This is a genomic window from Aquabacterium sp. (genome assembly GCF_041915145.1).
Lineage (GTDB): Bacteria > Pseudomonadota > Gammaproteobacteria > Burkholderiales > Burkholderiaceae_C > Aquabacterium.
The window spans coordinates 13,109-33,518 of sequence record NZ_JAYSBZ010000036.1 but is presented as its reverse complement, the minus strand read 5'-3'; the positions used below and the strand labels follow the sequence as shown (position 1 = coordinate 33,518).

The following is a 20,410-nucleotide window of genomic DNA, read 5'->3' as shown; positions in this document are numbered from 1 at the left end:
GACCTTGTTGCGCTCCAAGGCCGACGCCAGCTGACGCAGCGTGGCGTGCACGCCCTCCAGCATCTGCTCGACCGAGCCGGCCTGCTGCGCGGCGTGGGTGGCGATGGCGGCTTCGAGGCTGTCTTTGACGGGCAGCAGGCTTTCGGCGAACGACTCGATGGCGAACTTGCGGGCCTTCGAGATTTCGTCGTCGGCGCGACGGCGGATGTTTTCGGCATCCGCCCGGGCGCGCAGCACTTGATCTTGCAGGGTTGCCAGCTCGGCTTCGAGCTGGTTTTCGGCCTGCATCAGCGTCTCGCCGTTGTCTTGCGACGGGTTCGAGGTGTCCGGCGTAACTTGTTGATTTTCTGGGGTGTTTTCGTTCGGGTTGCTCATTTTTGGGTCAACGCTGAAAAAGACGTGTGGCGAAACTGGGGGCGCCGAGCGGCGTTTCAAGGCTGCGCGACGAAATTTTTTTGATGACCGGATCAGGACTCGTCGGAGCTGGCGCTCCAACGCTGCCAATCGGCGAGTTGCCGGCGGTCGCGCTTGGTAGGGCGGCCCTGCTCGATGCTGAGTGACGGCTCGGCCGCCAGCCGGCGCTGCTGGGCGTGCTGCTCGCGCCGCGCCAGACTCTCGGGTGTTTCTTGGTAGAGTGCCTGGGCCTGCGGCGCCGGGCCGCGCAGGGTGCTGAGCCCGAGCACCTGCACGCTGCGCACCAGGCCCCCGGTATGACGGATGTCGATCAGGTCGCCCGGGCGCACTTCGCGGGAGGCCTTGGCCGCTTGCCCATTGACGCTGATGCGACCTTTGTCGATCTCGTCGCCGGCCAGGCTGCGGGTCTTGAAGAACCGTGCGGCCCACAGCCATTTGTCTAGGCGCAGTCGCTCGGGTGCCTGGCTCATTGCTTGGCGCCCAGGGCGCGGGCCCGCTGAAGCTGCGCTTGCTGCTGGGTTTTCAGCGCCGCTTGCTCGGCCACGGTCAGCGCCTGGGTGAGCCAGCCTTGCAGGTGGCGCAGAGTCAGCGCGCTCAGGGCGTCCATCCAGTAGCTGCTGTCGTTGAGGCAGGGGATGTAGTGAAAGTGCTGCCCGCCGGCTTGCAAGAAGGCCTGCTTGCCTTCGATCGCGATTTCTTCGAGGGTTTCGATGCAGTCGGTCACGAACCCCGGGCAGATCACGTCGACGCGCTTGACGCCGGCCTTCGCCAGCTCGCGCAGGGTCGGCTCGGTGTAGGGCTCCAGCCACTTGGCCTTGCCAAAACGGCTCTGGAAGGTCACGACGTAGTCCTTGGGGCCCAGCCCCAGGCGTTCCGCCAGCAGTCGAGCGGTTTTGTGGCACTCGCAGTGGTAGGGGTCGCCCAGGTCGAGCGTGCGCCGGGGCATGCCGTGAAAGCTCATCACCAGCTTCTGGCCCGTGCCTTCGACCGTCCAGTGCCGCGTCACGCTGCGGGCCAGGGCGTCGATGTAGTCCGGGTCGTCGTGAAAGCGGTTGACCACGCGCAACTCGGGCAGGTGGCGCGTGGCCTGGCCCCACTTGAAGACCTCGTCGAGCGCACTGGCCGTGGTGGCGCCCGAGTATTGGGGGTACAGCGGCATGATCAGGATGCGCGCGGTGCCGGCGGCCTTGAGGGCGTCGAGCTGCTGGCCGACCGATGGCTCGCCGTAGCGCATGGCGTGCCGCACGAGCACCTGGTGGCCGCGCTCGCCCAGATAGCCTTGCAGCAGCTTGGCTTGCTTGTCGGTCCAGACGCGCAGCGGCGAGCCGTCGCGCGTCCAGATGCTGGCGTACTTGGCGGCGGACTTGGCTGGCCGGGTGCGCAGGATGATGCCGTGCAGGATGAGCCACCACGCCAGTCGCGGGATCTCGACCACCCGGGGGTCGCTGAGAAACTGGCTCAGATAGGGGCGCAGCGCCGCCGGGGTGGCGGCCGTCGGGGTGCCAAGGTTGATCAGCAGCACGCCGACTTGTTGCGGCTGCCCGTGGCTGAAGGTGGGTTCGGGGCGGAAGCTCATGGGCCGCGATTGTCGGGTATCCGCGGCTCGGTCGTCATGCACGGGCGCCGATTTGCCGGCGCGCCGGGGGCGCGGATCAGTCGCCGTCGAGCGGCAGGCTGGGCCGCAGTGTTTCCAGGTCGGCCAGCACCAGCTGCACCTCGATCGGCTTGGTCCAGTAGCCCATGAAGCCGGCGTCCTTGGCGCGTTGCACGTCTTCGGGCATGGCGTCAGCCGAGCACATGAAGGCCGGCGCGTCGGCCAGGCCGGGCAGGGTGCGCAAGGCCAGCAAGGCTTCAAAGCCGCTCATGCCGGGCAGGTGGGCGTCGAGCACCAGCACGTCTGGTGTCCAGTGCTCGGCGATTTCAAGGGCGTGCTGGCCGTCTTCGGCAATGCGCAGCTCAAACCCGGGGTGCAGCTTGAGCGCCTGCTCGAACAGCATTGCATTGATGCGGTTGTCTTCGACGTACATCAGGCGCATGGCCCGGCGCGGGCCGCTCGGCGGGGGCGACTCATGGGCTGAACCTGCTGAGACCATGGGATCGTGGGTGGCGGAGCCGGGTGCGTTGTCGGGTTCGGTTGCCGCGAGGCCGGAGGGTTGTTCGTTGACGCAGGGCAGTTCGATTTCAACCCGCGAGCCCAGGCCAATCTGGCTGCGCACGTCGAGATGGCCCTGCATTTCTTCGGTGAGGCTGCGGGCGATGATGAGGCCCAGGCCGCTGCCCTCGATGCTGGAGGTTTCCTTGCCGAGTCGTTCAAAGGGCTGGAACAGCTTGGTCAGTTGCTCGGGCGACATGCCGGGGCCGTCGTCCTCGATGATCAGTCGCACCCGCCCGGCCTCGGGGTATTCGATCGACCAGCGGGCTTGTCCGCCGTCGCGGTTGTATTTGATGCCGTTCGAGCCGATGTTGAGCAGCACCTGGCGCAGTCGCTGCTCGTCGGCCTGCACCGTGATGCCGGCCGGCACGAGGTTGACGAGGTTCACGTGCGCGGCCTCGGCCTGCGGCGTCAGCAGCGACATGCAATGGTTGACCACGCCGTCGAGCGCGATGGGGCGCAGGTCGAGGTGGAGCCGGCCTTCCTCGACACGCTGCAGGTCGAGCACGTCGTTGATGAGCCCCAGCAAGTGCTGGCCCGCTCGCAGGATGTGGTCGATGTGGGCCAGGCGCTCGGCCTCGTTGTCGTTCTGGGCGAGCTTGAGCAACTGCGCGAAGCCCAGCACCGCGTTGAGCGGCGTGCGGATCTCGTGGCTCATGCGCGAGAGAAATTCGGACTTGGCCTGGCTGGCGAGTTCGGCGGCGCGCTTGTCGCGCAGGGCGTTCTCGGCCTCGCGCTGGCGGGTCACGTCGGAGTGGGTGCCGACCACCCGGCGCGCCTGTCCGTTGGGGCCGGTGTCGACGATCTTGCCGCGATCAAGCACCCACACGTCGTGGCCGTCCTTGTGGCGCATGCGGTATTCGGCCTGGTAGCTCGAAATCGCGCCGGCGAGGTACCGGTTGCACTCGCGCACCACCCAACTCTTGTCGTCCGGGTGGATGCGGTCGAGCCATTCATGCAGCGAGTCGCCCACCTCGTCGTCACCCAGGCCGAGCATCGCCTTCCAGCGACGCGAATAGAACACCCGCTCGGCCAGAAGATCCCAGTCCCACACGCCGTCTCCCGCGCCTTCGAGCGCGAACTTCCAGCGCTCCTCGCTTTGCCTGAGCGCTTGCGCGGCCTGCCGGGTTTCGGTGATGTCGCGGAAGGTGGCCACGGCCGAGAACACCGGCTCGTCCGGCGCCATGCGCAGCGGGTGGCAACTGAGGCTCAGCCAGCGGATCTCGCCGTCCGGCCGGCGCAGCGCCGTCACCTGATCAACCACGACCTTGCCTTCCTTCAGCACGCGTCGCACCGGAAAGCTGCGGTACGACAGCGGGGTCAGGTCGGGCTCCAGCAAATCGAACGGGTAGGGCGCCCGATGGCCGATCATGGCCTCGTGCCTGACGCCCAGAATCCGGCAGGCCGCCGGGTTGATGGCGGCGGTGCGCCCGTCGAGCGTGACCACCAGCAGGCCGTCGCTGATGGCTGCTGCCACCGAGCGATACAGCTCCTCGCTCACGCGCAGCTTCTCGGCCTCGCGGGTGCGCTCGGTCACGTCGTGCAGCACGCTGATGAAATGGGTGACGCGGCCCTGGACGTCGCGCACCGGGCACAGGTGCCATTGATTCAAGAAACGCGTGCCATCGCGTCGCAGCGACTCGACGGTTGTCGTGCAACTGCGGCCGGCCACGCAGGCTGCGCGTAGCTCGTGCATGCCGGCCTGCTCGGGCTGGTCGCTGGCGACCAGCAGATCGCTGCTGCGGCCCAGCACTTCGCCGCGCGTGTAGCCGGTCAGGCGCTCGAACGCGGGGTTCACGTAGATCAGCGGCCAGTCTGTGGCCTGGGCATCGCTCACCATGATGGCCAGCGATACCTCGGCCTCCAGCACCTGCTCCATCAACTCGACATCGCGCTTGAGCGCGTTCAGCTCGGTGAGGTCGCGAACCAGGATCAGCGTTTGCTCGCCGGGCATGGGCGACAGGCGGGCCTCGAACTGCTGAGGGCGGTCGCCCTGCACCACGCTGTCGAATTCGATGCGCAGTGGCTGGCCGTTTTGCTGGGCGCGGCGCTGGGCTTGCAGCATTTGTTGCGCCAGATCGTCCGGCAGGCCGGTCTGCAGCGGCTGCCCACGCAACTCGCCGAATGTCTGGCTGAGCAGCGGGTGCTCGGGCACGCTGCATTCCTGGAAGCACCCTCTGCGATCGAGCACGAACCACAGGTCGGGTATGGCCGACAGCACGGCGGTCAGCCGGGCCTCCGACAAACGCAGTTGCGATTCGCGCTCATGCAAGTCCAGCTCGACCCGGCTGCGGCGCGTGACGTTTCGGCTCGCGCCACGGTAGCCGCGGAAGTTGCCCGCCGAGTCGAAAACCGGCAAGCCGTTGATCGACAAGATGACGTCGGTGTCTTGCGAGGGGTACTTGGTGATCAGTCCCGAAAACGGCTTGCGTTCGCTGCGCGCCTTCAGGTAGCGGGCCCAGGCATGGGTGTCTTCGGCCTCGGGGTCGGGCTGATAGAGGTCGAGCGCGCGCTTGCCCACGATGTCGGCGGGCTTGAGACCCGAATGCAGCAGGATGTTGTCCGACACCCAGGTGAAACGGCCCTCGGCATCGGTTTCCCAGAGCCAGTCGCTGGCTGCCTGGCTGGCGGTGCGCAGCCGGGCTTCTTGCAGCCGACCGCGCTGCACCTTGAGACGGGCTTCGAGCAAGGCGTTTGCAGCCTGCCCGAGCTCGCGCAGGGTTTGCAGATCGTCGGCGGCAAAGCAGCAGTCCGTGCGGGCCACCACCAGCGCCCCCAGAGCTTGCCCTTCCGCGCTCAGCACCGCGCCGGCCAGCCAGGCTGGGTCTCCGGCGATCTCGCGGCCGAGCATGGCGCGGGCGCTGTCGGCAAAGCTCGACGCGGCGACCTGTTCGGTGACGGTGCAGGGGCGGGTGTCAACCAGGTGAGCGGCGAACGAGGCACCTCGTGCGACCGCACCGGGCGCGAAACCCAGCACGGCCTTGTGCCATTCGCGCTCGTCGTCCACCAGCGTCAGGGCGGCGGCGGGAGCCTGCAGCAAGCGGCAGGCCAGTCGGCACAAGACGTCGAAGGCATCCTCGGGTGGCGTGTCGAGGATACGCAAGGCGCGGAGGGTGCCGAGCCGGGTGGACTCGTCGAAAGGCTGCGAGAGAGAGTCCATGCCGGACGATGCGGATACAACTGGCTGAGACAACGGATGCGGGCCACTTTAGCCCAAGTGGCGCGCTTCTCCTACCCGTGGTTAACGCAGGCAGGAGGCCCGGCCAGCTGCCCGAATCGGCGCTCGAAGTGTTCGCGACCGGGCTGCTGACGGGGCCGCGATCAGAACCGGAAGCCCGATGATGTGGTGCCGCTCGGCACGGTCGGGGCGGTGCCGGGCTGGGCGGGGGCGGCTGGGCGTGTATCGGCCGCTTGCCGCGGGGCGAGCGGGGCGGGGGCGGGGTTGCTGTAGCTGGCCGGCAGCTTCGATTGCTCGGGGTAGCCCGCCGTGGTCAGGTAGTCGTTCCACTCGTCGGCGCTGAAACCCTTGAGCTGCTGCCCACCGATGCGCAGCATCGGCACGTTGCTCAGGCCTTCGAGCCGCTTGAGCGCCTCGGTGTCGTCCGATGACGACACGGTGCGCTCCACGAAGGGCACGCCGCGCTGCTTGAGCAGCGCGCGGCCGTTGTCGCACGGGCTGCAGTCGGCGCTGGTGTAGAGCGTGACCGGAAAGCGCGACACCACTTGCCGCAGCTCATAAGGCAGATTGCCGGTGGCCACGCCCCCACCACCCGTGCCGGTGCTCACCGGCTGAGCTTTGGCGCCGGTGGGTGCTCGGTCGGTGTAGGTAATCTTGCCGTCCGGGCCGACCACCTTGTACTGGGCCTGAGCCACTCCGGCAACCAGCAGCAGGCTGTGACAGGCGATGAGGGAGACGAGGCGGGCGCGCGGTGAACTCATGTCGGTGCGGTGCGGTGCGGTGGAGTGACGATGGTTGAAGGCTCAGGTATCGGCGATCTCGGGCGCGTCGCCTATCCGGCCATCCCCTGATGGCGCAGCAGCGCGTCGATGCGCGGCTCGCGGCCCCGGAAGGCCTTGAAGTTCTCGAGCGCTGACTGGCTGCCACCGGTTTCCAGAATGGCCTGACGGTAGCGGCGGCCCGTTTCGACGTTGAGAACGCTGCCGTTGACGGCGGTTTCTTCAAACGCGCTGTACGCGTCTGCCGACAATACCTCAGCCCACTTGTAGCTGTAGTAACCGGCCGCGTAGCCGCCGGCAAAAATGTGTGAAAAGCTGTGCTGAAAGCGGTTGAAAGCGGGCGGAATCAGCACGGCCACCTCGGCGCGCACTTCATCGAGCACCTGCTGGATGTGCCCGGCCGCGCCAGGTTCGGAGTGGATACGCATGTCGAACAGCGAGAACTCGATCTGGCGCAGCGTCTGCAAACCGCTCTGGAAGTTCTTGGCCGCCGTCATCTTGTCGAACAGCTCGCGGGGCAGCGGCTGGCCGGTGTCCACGTGGCGGGTCAGGCGCTGCAGCACCTCCCATTCCCAGCAGAAGTTCTCCATGAACTGGCTGGGCAGCTCGACGGCGTCCCACTCGACGCCCGAGATGCCGGCCACGCCGAGGTCATTCACCTGCGTGAGCAAGTGGTGCAGGCCATGGCCGCACTCATGGAACAGCGTGGTCACGTCGTCGTGCGTCAGCAGCGCGGGCTGGCCGTTCACGCCGGCGGCGTAGTTGCACACCAGATGGGCCACCGGGGTTTGCCGCGCACGGCCGCCGTCGGGGCGCTGCCAGCGGCCGCGCACGTCGTCCATCCAGGCACCGGGGCGCTTGCCGGCGCGGGCGTAGGGGTCAAGGTAGAACTGGCCGACGAGTTCGGGCCCGGCGGCGGTGCTGCGCTCGATGCGGAAGAAGCGCACGCTGTCGTGCCAGATCGGCGCGGTGTCGGGGCGGATGCTGACCTCGAACAGCGTCTCGATGATCTTGAACAGCCCTTCGAGCACGGTGGGCTCGGTGAAGTATTGCTTCACCTCCTGGTCGCTGAAGGCGTAGCGGGCTTCCTTGAGTTTTTCGCTGGCGTAGGCCGTGTCCCAGGCTTGCAGGTCGGTCAGGCCCAGCTCCTTGGCGGCAAAGTCGCGCAGCTCGGCCAGGTCGCGCTCGGCGTAGGGGCGGGCCCGCTTGGCGAGGTCGCGCAGAAAGTCGATCACTTGCCGGGGCGTGTCGGCCATCTTGGGCACCAGCGACACGTCGGCGAAGCTGCCGTAGCCCAGCAACTGCGCTTCTTCTTGCCGCAGCTCGACGATCTCGCGCATCAGGGCGCTGTTGTCGCGCGCCGGGTCGCTCAATTCGCTGGCGCGCGTGGTGTAGGCGCGGTAGAGCGTTTCGCGCAAGGCGCGGTTGCTGGCGTATTGCATGACCGGCAGATAGCACGGCATGTGCAGCGTGAGCTTGTAGCCCTCGCGGCCATCGGCTTCGGCGGCGGCGCGGGCGGCCTGCTTCACGTCGTCGGGCACGCCGTCGAGCTCGGCGTCGGTGGCGAAGTAGGTGAAGGCATCGGTGGCGTCGAGCACGTGCTCCGAGAAGTTCTGCGACAGCTCAGCCTGCCGTTCCTGAATCTTCGCGTAGCGCTCCTTGGCCGCGCCTTGCAGCTCGGCGCCGCCCAGCACGAAGTCGCGCAGCGCATTGCTCAGCGCTTTCTTGCGCGCCGGGTTCAGCTCGGCGGCGGCGGGTGTCTGGCTCAGGGCCTTGTACTTGGCGTAGAGCCGCTCGTCGGCGCCCAGCCGGGTGTAGAACTCGGTGACCTTGGGCAGGTTCTCGTTGAAGGCCGCGCGCAGCTCGGGGCTGTCGACCACCGCCTTGAGGTGGCTCACGGTGCCCCAGGCACGCCCGAGCCGCTCGGTGGAGACGTCGAGCACGGCGGACATCTCTTCGTAGTCGGCCGCCACGTGCGGCCCCACCGCCTTCTCGAGGGCCTGGTTGGCCTCGGTCAGCAGTTGGTCGATGGCCGGGGTGACGTGCTCCGGGCGAACGGCGTCAAACAGGGGCAGGGCGCTGGTGTCGAGCAAGGGGCTGGTCATGTCTGGTTCCACGCTGTGCGTTGAGGGCTCTAGGGGTCAGATGCCGGCAGCGCGCTCGGCCGCCTCGATGGTGTTGACCAGCAGCATCGTGATGGTCATCGGGCCCACGCCGCCGGGCACGGGGGTGATCCAGCCGGCCACCTGCTTGACGCCGTCGAAGTCCACATCACCACAGAGCTTGCCTTCGTCGTTGCGGTTCATGCCCACGTCGATCACCACGGCGCCCGGCTTGACCATCTCGGCCGTCAGCACATTGCGCTTGCCCACGGCGGCGACCACGATGTCGGCCTGACGCGTGTGGTGCGCCAGATCGGCCGTGCCGCTGTGGGTGACGGTGACGGTGGCGTTGGCCTGCAGCAGCATCATGGCCATGGGTTTGCCGACGATGTTCGAGCGGCCGATCACCACGGCGTGCTTGCCGCGCAGGTCTTTCATGCCGATCGATTCGAGCATCTTCATGCAGCCGTAAGGCGTGCAGGCCTTGAAGCCCACTTCACCGACCATCAGCGCGCCGGCGCTGGCCACGTGGAAGCCGTCGACGTCTTTCAGCGGCGAGATGGCTTCGATGACCTTGTGGTCGTCGATGTGCTTGGGCAGCGGCAGTTGCACCAGGATGCCGTGGATGCTGGGGTCGTTGTTGAGCGCCTCGACGCGGGCCAGCAGCTCGGCTTCGCTCAGGCTGGCGTCGTATTTTTCGAGCACCGAGTGCAGGCCGCTGTCTTCGCAGGCCTTGACCTTGTTGCGCACGTAGACCTGGCTGGCGGGGTTGTCGCCCACCAGGATCACGGCCAGGCCGGGCTTGACGCCGCGGGCGGTGAGGGCGGCGGCGCGGGTGGCGACTTCGCCGCGCAGTTGTTTGGAGAGGGCGTTGCCGTCGATGAGGTGTGCGGTCATGGCGTGTCTCGAATCAAAAGGTCAAAAACCGAAATAGTCAAAAACAGAAGAGCAGAACGCAAAAACGCGCCAGAAGGCGCGTTTCGCTTGATGAGGATCAGCCGCCAATCATTGCGGTTTGGCGGACGCGCCCAGCGCGATCTTGAGCAGGTCGGCCACCGTGTTGGCGTTGAGCTTTTCCATCACGTTGGCGCGGTGGGCCTCGACAGTCTTGATGCTGATGCCCAGGTCGTCGGCAATCTGCTTGTTCAGGCGACCGGCGACGATGCGCTCGAGCACCTGCGCCTCGCGCGAGGTCAGGCGCGACAGCAAGGCGTCGCGGCTGGCGGCTTCTTGCGATTCAGAGAAGGCTTGGCGGGCCTGGTCGAGCATGCGCTCCACCAGGTTGACCAGCGCTTCTTCGTTGAACGGCTTCTCGATGAAGTCCATCGCGCCCTTTTTCATGGTGTTCACGGCCATGGGCACGTCACCGTGACCAGTGATGAACACGATGGGCAGCGGCGACTTGCGCTCGATCAGGCGGTCTTGCAACTCGAGCCCGCTCATCCCTTCCATGCGGATATCGGCGATCAGGCAGGCGACTTCGCGCGGGTCGAAGCGAGCCAGGAAGGATTCGGCGGAGTCGAAACAGCGCACGCGGTAGTCCTTGCCTTCCAGCAGCCATTGCAGGGAGTCGCGCACGGCCTCGTCGTCGTCGACCACGTACACAGTGCCTTTTTTCGGGATGAGACTCATGGGTTTTTGGCGATCAAGTCCAGGGGAGGGTCAGATTGGGTGTCGCTGAAGTTTGGCAATTCGACGTCCACCGGCAGGGTGAACGAGAACCGACATCCAACAACTTCAGATCCATTGTAGAGGTTCTCTGCCTGGATCCGGCCGTGGTGCGACTCGATGATCGAGCGGCACAGATTGAGCCCGATGCCCATGCCGTCGGGCTTGGTCGAGAAGAACGATTCGTAGACGCGGTCGATCACCTCGGGCTTGAGCCCGGGGCCGCCGTCGGTGACGCTGAACTCGACCACGCTCTCGCCCTCGGCTGGCTGCTTGGCCACCACGCGCAGCTCGATGCGGCGGCGCGAGGTGGGCAAGCCGGCGTTGTCGATGGCCTCGGCAGCGTTCTTGAGCAAGTTGAGCACCACCTGCTCGATCAGGATGGGGTCGATGAGCAGCGTGGGCAGACGCGGCGCCACGTAGGTATGGATCAGCACCTTGCGCCGGCGCAGCTCGATGCCGGCCAAGTCCACCGCGTCTTCGACGATGTCGCGGGCTCGCGAGGGCTGGCGCTGCGGCTCGCTGCGTTTCACGAACGAGCGGATGCGGTGGATGATCTGTCCGGCGCGCTGGGCCTGACGGGCTGTTTTTTCCAGCGCGGCGATCAGGTCTTCGTCGGCGATGTTCTTGTTCTTGACGCGCGACACCATGCCGTTGCAGTAGTTGGTGATCGCGGTGAGCGGCTGGTTGAGCTCGTGCGCCACTGACGAGGCCATCTCGCCCATGGTGATCAGGCGGCTGGTGACCTGGGCTTTTTCAGCTTGCTGGGCCGCCTGTTCTTCGGCCTGCCGGCGCGCGGTGATGTCGGTGGCGATCAGCATTTGCGCCAGGCGGCCGTCGGTCCACTGAATGTATCGGGCGCGCACGTCGAACCACTTGTGCAGCGGTTCGAGATGCACTTCGCGTGAGTCGGACCCCGCGTCGGTCAGCAACTGGGTGGTCAGGCCACCGAGGTTGTCGACCGCGTCGTCGTGGTCAGGCGGGGGCAGCGGCGGGAAACCGTCGCCCGCCAGCAAGGCGTGGCCTTTGGCGTCGGTGCCGAACCACAAGCGGTACGAGCGGTTGGCGAACAGCAGCTCGCCGCGATGCACCGACAGCACCGATACGGCCGCGTCCAGCCCTTCGAGCACGGTGGTGAAGCGTTCGTGGGCGGCCGAGAGCTGGTCGCGCACGCGCTTGGCCTCGGTGATGTTGGTGACGGACGACATCCAGCCCGCCTGCTGGCCCTGGGCGTCGATCAGCGGCGAGACGTACATGCGGGCATCGAAGTGGCTGCCGTCCTTGCGCATGATGCGTACTTCCACGCCGCCGGCCGGGCTGCGGCCTTGCAACTCCTGCTGGAAGAGACGGTTGTTCTCTTCCATGCGGTCGAGCGTCCAGTAGGGGTAGGGCGGCAGGCGGCCGACGAGTTCGTTCTCGCTGAAGCCCGTCATCGCGCAGAAGGCGGGGTTGACGTAGGTGATGCGGCCTTCGTTGTCGATCACGCGCATGCCGGTGAGCATGGAGTTTTCCATGGCGCGCCGGAAGTTGGTCTCGCGCTGCAGCGTCTGCTGGATGTCCATGCGCCGGCGCATGTGGCGCCAGTTGCCCAGCAGCATCCAGACCGTCAGGGCCGACAGCGCTACGACCATCCAGAACAGGGTGTTGCCGATCAGGCCGAACGATGTGCGGTAGCCCTGTCCGCGCAGGATCAGGCCGCTGCCCACCGGCGTGACCACGACCTCGTGCATGACGGATGACTGGCTCGCCGTGTCAAAGCCGGCGGCCACCGTGCTGGCCAGCACATGGCCGTTGTATTCGACCAGGCTCATCGCGTGGCGGCTGGCCACTTCACGCGGCACCAGGTAGCGCAGCAAGGCCTCGACGGAGTACTCGGCGATCAGCGCGCCCGAAAACCCGCGCCGGTCGATCAGCGGCACGTGGATCTGGATCACTTGCGTGTCCATCGAGTTGGTGAGCGGCAGCGAATAGGCCGGCTGGCGCAGTTCTTTGGCGGCGGTGAACGCCGATTCGGCCTGCTTGCTGATCAGCGGTTGCAAGGCCGGCGTGTTGTTGGTGCTGCCGGGGGTCAGCGGCAGATCGTCCAGCCCGCGCAGGGTGTCCATCGGCAGGTTGGGCGAGAGCTGGCTGGCCTTGATGCTGCGGTCGGCCTGGCTCCAGCTCAGGCTGATGACTTCGGGATGGGTCTGGACGAAGGTGTTGGCCTGATCCAGAAACTGGCCCTGATCGATGGCGCGCGTGGCCACTTCTCTGGCCATGCGTACCAGTTGCTCCTGGTTTTCGATCAGGCGCAGGCGGATCTGCTGCTGGACGACCTCGGTGTCGCGTTTCACCGACTCGCGCTCGCGGTCGAATTCTTCGTTGCGCAGATACCAGAACGCCGCCACGATGGCGGCCAGAAACAGCATCACCGAAACCAGCGGCCCCAGTGTGGCAAAGCGGTCTTGGCGGTCGGGCGACTGCTGGCGCCACCAGCGGCGCCAGATCAGGCGGGTGCTGCGGCGGTCCGGTTGTTTGGCGGCAGGGCCCGGGACGGAGAGCTCGGGCGGTTGAGAAAACGTCATGGGATCGCATTATGGAACCCGGTCACGCGGCTTGCGAGGGCCGGGCGACTTGCACATTTCCAGCGGAAGATTTCTGAAATGCGCAAGCCGAAGGCCTCTTTTCGTTGCTTGACTCACACAAGCGCGGCGGCATTTGCTTGCAAACTTGAAGCTGCGTCAGAGAACATCGACCGCACCCGTCCATTGAGCAGCGCCACAAGTGCGGCCCATGGGTTTCCACTTCAAGAAGGAAGACAGACATGTCCGCACAACCGGAGTCTTTGCAAAGCGTATTCCCCGGCGATCCCGATCCGCAAGAAACCCAAGAATGGCTGGACGCGCTGGCCGCAGTGATCCAGACCGAGGGCCCGCAGCGCGCGCATGTGCTGCTCGAACACCTCATCGACGAGGCGCGCCAGGCCGGCATCGACATGCCGTTCTCGGCCAACACGGCCTACGTCAACACCATTCCTCCTGACCAAGAAGCGCGCACCCCCGGCGATATCGAGATGGAAGAGCGCCTGCGCGCCTTCATGCGCTGGAACGCCATGGCGATGGTGGTCAAGGCCAACCGGCTCAACCCCGACGACGGCGGCGACCTGGGCGGGCACATCTCGTCGTTCGCTTCGCTGGCAACCATGCTGGGTTGCGGCTTCAACCACTTCTGGCATGCCGAGAGCGCGGATGGCGGAAAGACGCATGGTGGCGACTTGCTCTACATCCAGGGCCACTCGGCGCCCGGCATCTACGCGCGGGCCTTTCTTGAGGGGCGCATCAGCGAAGAGCAGTTGCTCAACTTCCGGCAGGAGGTGGGCGGCAAGGGGCTGTCGAGCTATCCGCACCCCAAGCTGATGCCCGAGTTCTGGCAGTTCCCGACCGTTTCGATGGGGCTGGGGCCGCTGATGGCCATCTACCAGGCGCGCTTTCTCAAATACCTGCACGCTCGTGGCATCGCCGATACCTCGAACCGCAAGGTTTGGGTGTTCTGCGGCGACGGCGAGATGGACGAGCCCGAGAGCCTGGGCGCCATCGGCCTGGCCGCGCGCGAAAAGCTCGACAACCTGATCTTCGTCATCAACTGCAACCTGCAGCGTCTCGATGGCCCGGTGCGCGGCAACGGCAAGATCGTGCAGGAGCTCGAGGGCGAATTCCGCGGCGCGGGCTGGAACGTCATCAAGCTGCTGTGGGGCGCCTATTGGGACCCGCTGCTGGCGCGCGACAAGCAGGGCATCCTGCGCAAGATCATGATGGACATGGTCGATGGCGACTACCAGGCTTGCAAGGCCAACGACGGCGCGTTCGTGCGACAGCATTTCTTCGGCCGCCACCCCGAGGCGCTCAAGATGGTCGCCCACATGAGCGACGACGACATCTGGCGTCTGCAGCGCGGCGGGCACGACCCGCAGAAGGTTTACGCGGCGTATCACCGCGCCGTGAACCACAAAGGCCAGCCGACGGTGCTGCTGATCAAGACCGTCAAAGGCTTCGGCATGGGCAAGGCCGGCGAGGGCAAGAACATCGCCCACCAAGCCAAGAAGCTGGGCGACGACGACATCAAGGCCTTCCGCGACCGCTTCAACATCCCCATCCCCGACGACAAGCTGCCCGAGATTCCGTTCTACAAGCCGGCCGATCACACGCCGGAGATGGAATATTTGCACGCTCGACGCAAGGCGCTGGGCGGCTACCTGCCGCACCGTCGCACCAAGGCCGACGAGCAACTGCCGGTGCCTGCGCTCGACACGTTCAAGGCGATTCTCGAAGCCACCGCCGAGGGCCGCGAGATCTCGACCACGCAAGCCTTCGTGCGCTTCCTGACCCAGCTGCTGCGCGACGAAAAGCTCGCCCCGCGCCTGGTGCCCATCCTGGTGGACGAGGCCCGCACCTTCGGCATGGAAGGGCTGTTCCGCCAGATCGGCATCTACGCGCCCGAGGGGCAGAAGTACACGCCGGTCGATCGAGATCAGGTGATGTACTACCGCGAAGATGCGGCCGGGCAGATCCTGCAAGAAGGCATCAACGAGGCGGGCGGCATGAGTTCGTGGATGGCGGCGGCCACGTCGTACTCCACCAACAATCGCATCATGGTGCCGTTTTTCATCTACTACTCGATGTTCGGGCTGCAGCGCGTCGGCGACCTGGCCTGGGCGGCGGGCGACATGCAGGCGCGCGGCTTCTTGCTCGGCGGCACGTCGGGGCGCACCACGCTCAACGGCGAAGGCCTGCAGCACGAGGATGGTCACAGTCAGGTGCAGGCCAGTCTCATCCCCAATTGCCTGAGCTACGACCCGAGCTTCGCGCACGAAGTGGCGGTGATCATGCAAGACGGCTTGAAGCGCATGGTCGAGAAGCAAGAGAACGTTTTCTACTACCTGACCCTGCTCAACGAGAACTACTGCCAGCCGGGCTTGAAGGCTGGTACCGAGGCCGAGATCATCAAGGGCATGTACTTGCTCGAAGAAGGCGCGAAGATGACCCCGCGCGTCAACCTGCTGGGTTGCGGCTCGATCTTGCGCGAGAGCATCGCTGCCAAGGCGCTGCTCGAAGCCGACTGGGGCGTGGCCGCCAACGTGTGGAGCTGCCCGAGCTTCAACGAACTGGGCCGCGACGGGCAAGACGCCGAGCGCTGGAACCTGCTGCACCCCACCGAGACGCCTCGCGTGCCCTTCGTGACGCAACAGCTCGCCAAGCACGCCGGCCCGGTGGTCGCCTCGACCGACTACGTCAAGGCCTTCGCCGAGCAGATCCGCGCCTACATCCCCAAGGGCCGCAGCTACAAGGTGCTGGGTACCGACGGCTTCGGTCGCAGCGACTTCCGCTACCGCCTGCGCGAGCACTTCGAGATCAACCGCCACTACATCGTGGTCGCGGCGCTCAAGGCCCTGGCTGACGAGGGCACGGTGCCGCTGACCAAGGTGGCCGAAGCCATCGCCAAGTACGGCATCCGCGCCGACAAGGTCAACCCGCTTGACGCCTGAGGCTCAGGCACAGCACGCATCCAGCGAATTGAAAAATCATGGCAACCGTTGAACTCAAAGTGCCCGACATCGGCGACATGCACGATGTGTCGGTGATCGAGGTTCTCGTCAAGCCGGGCGACACGATCAAGGCCGAGCAAAGCCTGATCACGCTCGAGTCCGACAAGGCCTCGATGGAAGTGCCCGCCACGCAAGGCGGGGTGATCAAGGAATTGAAAGTCGCGCTGGGCGACAAGGTGTCGCAAGGCAGCGTGATCGCGCTGATCGAAGCGGCGGGCGCGGCGGTCGCTGCCGCTGAGCCTGCTGCGGCGCCGGCGCCCGTGGCTCCAGCTGCATCCGCGACGCCCGTGCCCCCTTTAACGCCCGCTCCGGCCGTGCCGGCTTTGGCGAGCAGTGCTCCCGTTGCGGCAGTGGCTGCACCGGCTGCCGCGGGCGGCGCGCTGCCGCATGCGTCGCCCTCGGTGCGGCGCTTTGCCCGCGAGCTGGGCGTGCCTTTGGCGCAGGTGCCGGGCACGGGGCTCAAGGGCCGCATCACCCAAGAAGACGTGCAGGGATTCGTCAAGGGCGTGATGGCGGGCGCCAAGCCGGCATCGTCCGCCGCGTCGGGCCCGCTGCCCGACGGCGTGGTGTCGGTGCTGCCCTGGCCGCAGATCGACTTCACCAAGTTCGGCCCCATCGAGCGCCAGCCGTTGTCGCGCATCAAGAAGCTGTCGGGCGCCAACCTGTCGCGCAACTGGGTGCTGATCCCGCACGTCACCAACAACGACGAAGCCGACATCACCGAGCTCGAAGCCTTCCGCGTCAAGCTCAACGCCGAAGGCGGCAAGGACGCGACCAAGGTGACGATGCTGGCCTTCCTGATCAAGGCGGTGGTCGCGGCGCTCAAGAAGTTCCCGACCTTCAACGCCTCGCTCGACGGCGACGCGCTGGTGCTCAAGCAGTACTTCAATATCGGCTTCGCGGCCGACACGCCCAACGGCCTGGTCGTGCCGGTGATCCGCGATGCCGACAAGAAAGGCATCCTCGAACTCGCGCAAGAGAGTGCCGATCTCGCCAAGCTGGCGCGCGACGGCAAGCTCACCCCGGCGCAGATGCAGGGCGGCTGCTTCTCGATCAGCTCGCTGGGCGGCATCGGCGGCACCACCTTCACGCCGATCATCAACGCGCCTGAGGTGGCGATCCTGGGCGTGTGCCGCTCGGTGATGAAGCCGGTCTGGAACGGCACGGCCTTCGAGCCGCGCCTGACGCTGCCGCTCAGCCTCAGCTACGACCACCGCGTGATCGACGGCGCGGCCGCCGCGCGCTTCAACGCCTATCTGGGCCAGTTGCTGGCGGACTTCCGCCGCGTGGCCCTGTGACCTCATTCACCTGACACCATGAGCCTCATCGAAGTGAAAGTGCCCGATCTGGGCGACGTCAAAGACGTGGGTGTGATCGAGATCCTGGTCAAGCCGGGCGACACGATCAAGGCCGAGCAGAGTCTGATCACGGTCGAGTCCGACAAGGCCTCGATGGAGATCCCTGCGCCGCAAGCCGGTGTAGTCAAAGAGCTGAAGGTGAAGCTGGGCGACACGGTGTCGCAAGGCTCGCTGATCCTGATGCTGGAGGCTGCGGGTGACGCGACAGCGGCGGCTCCGGCTGCAGCTCCTGCGCCCGCGCCTGCTGCATCACCGGCACCGGTTGCTGCGGCCCCGGCCCCGGCTCCAGCGCTTGCTGCTGTACCGACTGCCGCTGCTGGCCCTGTCGATCAAAGCTTCGACGTGCTCGTGCTCGGCGGCGGGCCGGGTGGCTACAGCGCGGCATTCCGCGCGGCCGACCTGGGGCTGAAGGTCGCGATCGTCGAGCGCTACACCGAGCTGGGCGGCGTCTGCCTGAACGTGGGCTGCATTCCGTCCAAGGCCTTGCTGCACGTGGCCTCGGTGATCGACGAAACCAAGCACTTTGGCGACTACGGCGTGAGCTTCGCCGCGCCCAAGATCGATCTGCCGGGCCTGCGCGCCCACAAGCAGGGCGTGGTGCGCAAGCTCACCACCGGCCTGGCTGGCATGGCCAAGGCGCGCAAGGTGACGGTGGTGCGCGGCGTCGGCAGCTTCATCGATGCCCACCGCGTGCAGGTCGAAGAGACCACCGGCCCGGCGCAAGACAAGACCGGCCAGGTGCAGACCATCGGCTTCCAGCGCGCCATCATTGCGGCGGGCTCGCAGGCGGTGCATCTGCCGTTCCTGCCCGATGACCCGCGCGTGGTCGATTCGACCGGCGCGCTGGCGCTGCACACCATTCCGAAGCGCATGCTGATCATCGGCGGCGGCATCATCGGCCTCGAGATGGGCACGGTCTATTCGACGCTGGGAGCGCGGCTCGATGTGGTCGAGATGCTCGACGGTCTGATGGCCGGCCCCGACCGCGATCTGGTCAAGGTCTGGCAGAAGCACAACGCCAAGCGCTTCGACAACATCATGCTCAAGACCAAGACGGTGTCGGCCAAGGCCACGCCGGCAGGCATCGAGGTGACATTCGAAGGCGAGGGCGCCCCCGAACATGTAAAGAACCAGCCGCAGGTCTACGACCTCGTGCTGCAGGCGGTGGGCCGCAGCCCCAACGGCAAGAAGATCGGGGCCGACAAGGCGGGCGTGGCGGTCAACGAGCGCGGCTTCATCACGGTCGATGCGCAACTGCGCACCAGCGCGCCGCACATCTTCGCCATCGGCGACATCGTCGGCCAGCCCATGCTGGCGCACAAGGCCGTGCACGAAGGCCATGTGGCGGCCGAAGTGATCGCCGGCGAATTGAAGGGCGACGCAGCTCTGGCGCGCGCGGCTTTCGATGCGCGGGTGATTCCGGGCGTGGCCTACGCCGACCCCGAAGTGGCGTGGGTGGGGCTCACCGAAGAGCAGGCCAAGACGCAGGGCGTCAGCGTCAAGAAGGCGGTGTTTCCGTGGGCGGCTTCAGGCCGCGCCATTGCGAACGGCCGCGACGAGGGCTTCACCACGCTGCTGTTTGACGAGACCACGCACCGCATCGTGGGCGGCGGCATTGTCGGCACGCATGCGGGCGACATGATCGGCGAGCTGGCGCTGGCCATCGAGATGGGCGCCGACGCGGTGGACATCGGCAGCACCATCCACCCGCATCCGACCCTGGGCGAGTTGATCGGGCTGGCGGCGGAGGTGGCGCACGGCTCGTGCACCGACCTGCCGCCGCCGCGTCGCTGAGCGTTCAGCCCGGCGACGCGATCAGGGCTCTCACAGGCCCATGCAGTTGGCGTAGTAGGTGATGGTGCCCGGCCAGTCCGAGAAGATGCCTTCGACTTGGACTTGCTTGGCCAGCACGTCCAGCGCCTTGAACATGTCGGCATCCTTCTTGATGGCCTTGCCCGTGGGGTCGAACGAGTAGTAGCTGCCCTTGCCGGCGGCACCCTTGGTCAGGTCAACGCGCTCGAACGACCACGTGATGATGCGGAATCCCGCGGCCTTGATGTCCTTGGCATATTGCGACGGCACGATGTTGCCGTTGGCATCCACGTCGAGCAGGTAGTTGTACGACGGCGAGATGATCTGCACGCCGGCCTTCTTCAACTCGGCCAGGCGCTCGACGCTCATGCGCGGCACGCCGTTGGCCGGATCGATCGGGTCGAGGTAGACGGCGTTCTTGGCGAATGCCGGCTCGTTCTTGATCCAGTAGAGGATGTCGTCGATGTTGAACGACTGGGCGTACACCTTGCGCGGGTCAACGCCTGCAGCCTTGTAGGTGTCGATCATTTTCTGGGCGTACTGCTCCTGGCCGCCGAAGATGGCCTGGATGCGGGTGGCGTCGCCGCCCTTGAGCTCAGGCGTCTGGGCGGTGCCCCACTTCTTGATCATCTCGATGTGCTCTTTGAGCGTGACCACGTTGCCAGCCGGGCGACCGGTGTAGAGGTCGGTGCGCCAAGCGGGCGTGCCGCCCAGGTAACCGGCCGCCGTGGTGGCGCTCGGCACCGAGGCGTCCATCTTGGCTTTCAGGGTCTTGTACTCGGCCAGCGTGATGTCGCTGGTGCAGCACTTGGGGGCCGGTCCGCCAGCCGTCCAGGGCACGGTGCAGGCGTTGTTGAGCGGCGTGTTGACGATGTTGGTGGTGGTGTGCAGATCGCACTCCGAGTGGCGGCAGACCAGTTCGCCGTCCTTCGTGAAGGTCACGTCGCACTCGATGATGCCGGCGCCCATGCGGTAGGCTGCTTCGTACGATTCATGCGAATGCTCAGGGAATTCGAGCGGCGCGCCGCGGTGGCTCACCGAGAACTTGCTGCGGTAGAACGGGCCCGACTCGCACTGCTGCAGCTTGGTCTTGAGCGCGCTGTCGTCCATGCCCTCGACGAGGTAGAACGGGCGCACACCGACTTGGGCGTCGAAACGGCGGCCATCATGCTGGCGGTGGTCGTCGTCGCGATCGTGGGCCGGGGCGGGGGTGGCAAACAGCGCCGAGGCGGCGCACAGGGCGGTCAGGCCCAAGAACTGAAAGCGAGCATGCATGGAGTGTCTCCTCGGGAGGTGAATGAACCGCCTCGATTCTTGGGAGACACGGCCTCAATTTCATGACCCGCGCCTAGTGCGTTCGGCAGGG

13 protein-coding genes are annotated in these 20,410 nt (G+C 66.3%); 3 read left to right on the top strand and 10 right to left on the bottom strand.

Annotation, left to right across the window (positions count from 1 at the left end; all coding sequences use genetic code 11):
• From grpE to ACE3SS_RS08575, 9 genes are all read right to left on the bottom strand, one after another.
• Positions 1-375: nucleotide exchange factor GrpE (gene grpE / locus ACE3SS_RS08615; protein ID WP_374592929.1), on the bottom strand; the 375-nt coding region annotated here is incomplete at its 3' end.
• Positions 376-467: 92 nt separating this feature from the next.
• Positions 468-884: an RNA-binding S4 domain-containing protein gene (locus ACE3SS_RS08610; protein ID WP_374592927.1), complete on the bottom strand. Its 417-nt coding sequence runs from the start codon at positions 882-884 to the stop codon at positions 468-470.
• The gene (gene hemH, locus ACE3SS_RS08605; RefSeq protein ID WP_374592925.1) at positions 881-1,990 is read right to left on the bottom strand and encodes a ferrochelatase; all 1,110 of its coding nucleotides are present in this window, start codon (positions 1,988-1,990) and stop codon (positions 881-883) included. The genes ACE3SS_RS08610 and hemH overlap by 4 nt, the downstream gene beginning before the upstream one ends.
• A 76-nt stretch (positions 1,991-2,066) precedes the next feature.
• On the bottom strand, positions 2,067-5,726 hold the full coding sequence (locus tag ACE3SS_RS08600; protein WP_374592923.1) for a PAS domain S-box protein: 3,660 nt from the start codon (positions 5,724-5,726) through the stop codon (positions 2,067-2,069).
• 161 nt (positions 5,727-5,887) lie between these two features.
• A complete protein-coding gene (locus ACE3SS_RS08595) occupies positions 5,888-6,505 on the bottom strand; it encodes a glutaredoxin family protein (protein ID WP_374592921.1) in 618 nt (205 codons plus the stop codon).
• A gap of 71 nt (positions 6,506-6,576) precedes the next feature.
• The gene (locus ACE3SS_RS08590; protein WP_374592919.1) at positions 6,577-8,628 is read right to left on the bottom strand and encodes a M3 family metallopeptidase; all 2,052 of its coding nucleotides are present in this window, start codon (positions 8,626-8,628) and stop codon (positions 6,577-6,579) included.
• Between the two features lie 36 nt (positions 8,629-8,664).
• Positions 8,665-9,522, bottom strand: a complete 858-nt coding sequence (gene folD, locus ACE3SS_RS08585; protein ID WP_374592917.1) for a bifunctional methylenetetrahydrofolate dehydrogenase/methenyltetrahydrofolate cyclohydrolase FolD — start codon at positions 9,520-9,522, stop codon at positions 8,665-8,667.
• Positions 9,523-9,630: 108 nt separating this feature from the next.
• On the bottom strand, positions 9,631-10,257 hold the full coding sequence (locus tag ACE3SS_RS08580) for a response regulator transcription factor (RefSeq protein ID WP_374592915.1): 627 nt from the start codon (positions 10,255-10,257) through the stop codon (positions 9,631-9,633).
• Positions 10,254-12,857 carry a PAS domain S-box protein gene (locus ACE3SS_RS08575; protein ID WP_374592913.1) on the bottom strand — a complete coding sequence of 868 codons (2,604 nt, stop codon included), beginning with the start codon at positions 12,855-12,857 and terminating at the stop codon, positions 10,254-10,256. Before ACE3SS_RS08575 ends, ACE3SS_RS08580 begins: the two co-directional genes overlap by 4 nt.
• 239 nt (positions 12,858-13,096) lie before the next feature.
• On the opposite strand from ACE3SS_RS08575, the gene aceE reads away from it, so the two are divergent.
• The 3 genes from aceE to lpdA are packed head-to-tail and all read left to right on the top strand — an operon-like array spanning position 13,097 to position 19,026.
• Positions 13,097-15,814, top strand: a complete 2,718-nt coding sequence (aceE, locus tag ACE3SS_RS08570) for a pyruvate dehydrogenase (acetyl-transferring), homodimeric type (protein WP_374592911.1) — start codon at positions 13,097-13,099, stop codon at positions 15,812-15,814.
• A gap of 38 nt (positions 15,815-15,852) precedes the next feature.
• Positions 15,853-17,172 carry a dihydrolipoyllysine-residue acetyltransferase gene (gene aceF, locus ACE3SS_RS08565; RefSeq protein WP_374592909.1) on the top strand — a complete coding sequence of 440 codons (1,320 nt, stop codon included), beginning with the start codon at positions 15,853-15,855 and terminating at the stop codon, positions 17,170-17,172.
• Between the two features lie 18 nt (positions 17,173-17,190).
• A complete protein-coding gene (gene lpdA, locus ACE3SS_RS08560) occupies positions 17,191-19,026 on the top strand; it encodes a dihydrolipoyl dehydrogenase (RefSeq protein WP_374592907.1) in 1,836 nt (611 codons plus the stop codon).
• A gap of 30 nt (positions 19,027-19,056) precedes the next feature.
• Here the strand turns inward: lpdA and ACE3SS_RS08555 are convergent, their stop codons facing one another.
• Positions 19,057-20,319 (bottom strand): glycerophosphodiester phosphodiesterase family protein, encoded by a 1,263-nt coding sequence (locus ACE3SS_RS08555; protein WP_374592905.1) that lies wholly within the window; start codon positions 20,317-20,319, stop codon positions 19,057-19,059.
• Positions 20,320-20,410: the final 91 nt, after the last annotated feature.

What these genes read in the sequence shown, in the direction of transcription:
- ACE3SS_RS08610 (WP_374592927.1), bottom strand. Translation starts at nt 884, where the DNA reads ATGAGCCAGGCACCCGAGCGACTGCGCCTAGACAAATGGCTGTGGGCC.
- hemH (WP_374592925.1), bottom strand. Translation starts at nt 1,990, where the DNA reads ATGAGCTTCCGCCCCGAACCCACCTTCAGCCACGGGCAGCCGCAACAA.
- ACE3SS_RS08600 (WP_374592923.1), bottom strand. Translation starts at nt 5,726, where the DNA reads ATGGACTCTCTCTCGCAGCCTTTCGACGAGTCCACCCGGCTCGGCACC.
- ACE3SS_RS08595 (WP_374592921.1), bottom strand. Translation starts at nt 6,505, where the DNA reads ATGAGTTCACCGCGCGCCCGCCTCGTCTCCCTCATCGCCTGTCACAGC.
- ACE3SS_RS08590 (WP_374592919.1), bottom strand. Translation starts at nt 8,628, where the DNA reads ATGACCAGCCCCTTGCTCGACACCAGCGCCCTGCCCCTGTTTGACGCC.
- folD (WP_374592917.1), bottom strand. Translation starts at nt 9,522, where the DNA reads ATGACCGCACACCTCATCGACGGCAACGCCCTCTCCAAACAACTGCGC.
- ACE3SS_RS08580 (WP_374592915.1), bottom strand. Translation starts at nt 10,257, where the DNA reads ATGAGTCTCATCCCGAAAAAAGGCACTGTGTACGTGGTCGACGACGAC.
- ACE3SS_RS08575 (WP_374592913.1), bottom strand. Translation starts at nt 12,857, where the DNA reads ATGACGTTTTCTCAACCGCCCGAGCTCTCCGTCCCGGGCCCTGCCGCC.
- aceE (WP_374592911.1), top strand. Translation starts at nt 13,097, where the DNA reads ATGTCCGCACAACCGGAGTCTTTGCAAAGCGTATTCCCCGGCGATCCC.
- aceF (WP_374592909.1), top strand. Translation starts at nt 15,853, where the DNA reads ATGGCAACCGTTGAACTCAAAGTGCCCGACATCGGCGACATGCACGAT.
- lpdA (WP_374592907.1), top strand. Translation starts at nt 17,191, where the DNA reads ATGAGCCTCATCGAAGTGAAAGTGCCCGATCTGGGCGACGTCAAAGAC.
- ACE3SS_RS08555 (WP_374592905.1), bottom strand. Translation starts at nt 20,319, where the DNA reads ATGCATGCTCGCTTTCAGTTCTTGGGCCTGACCGCCCTGTGCGCCGCC.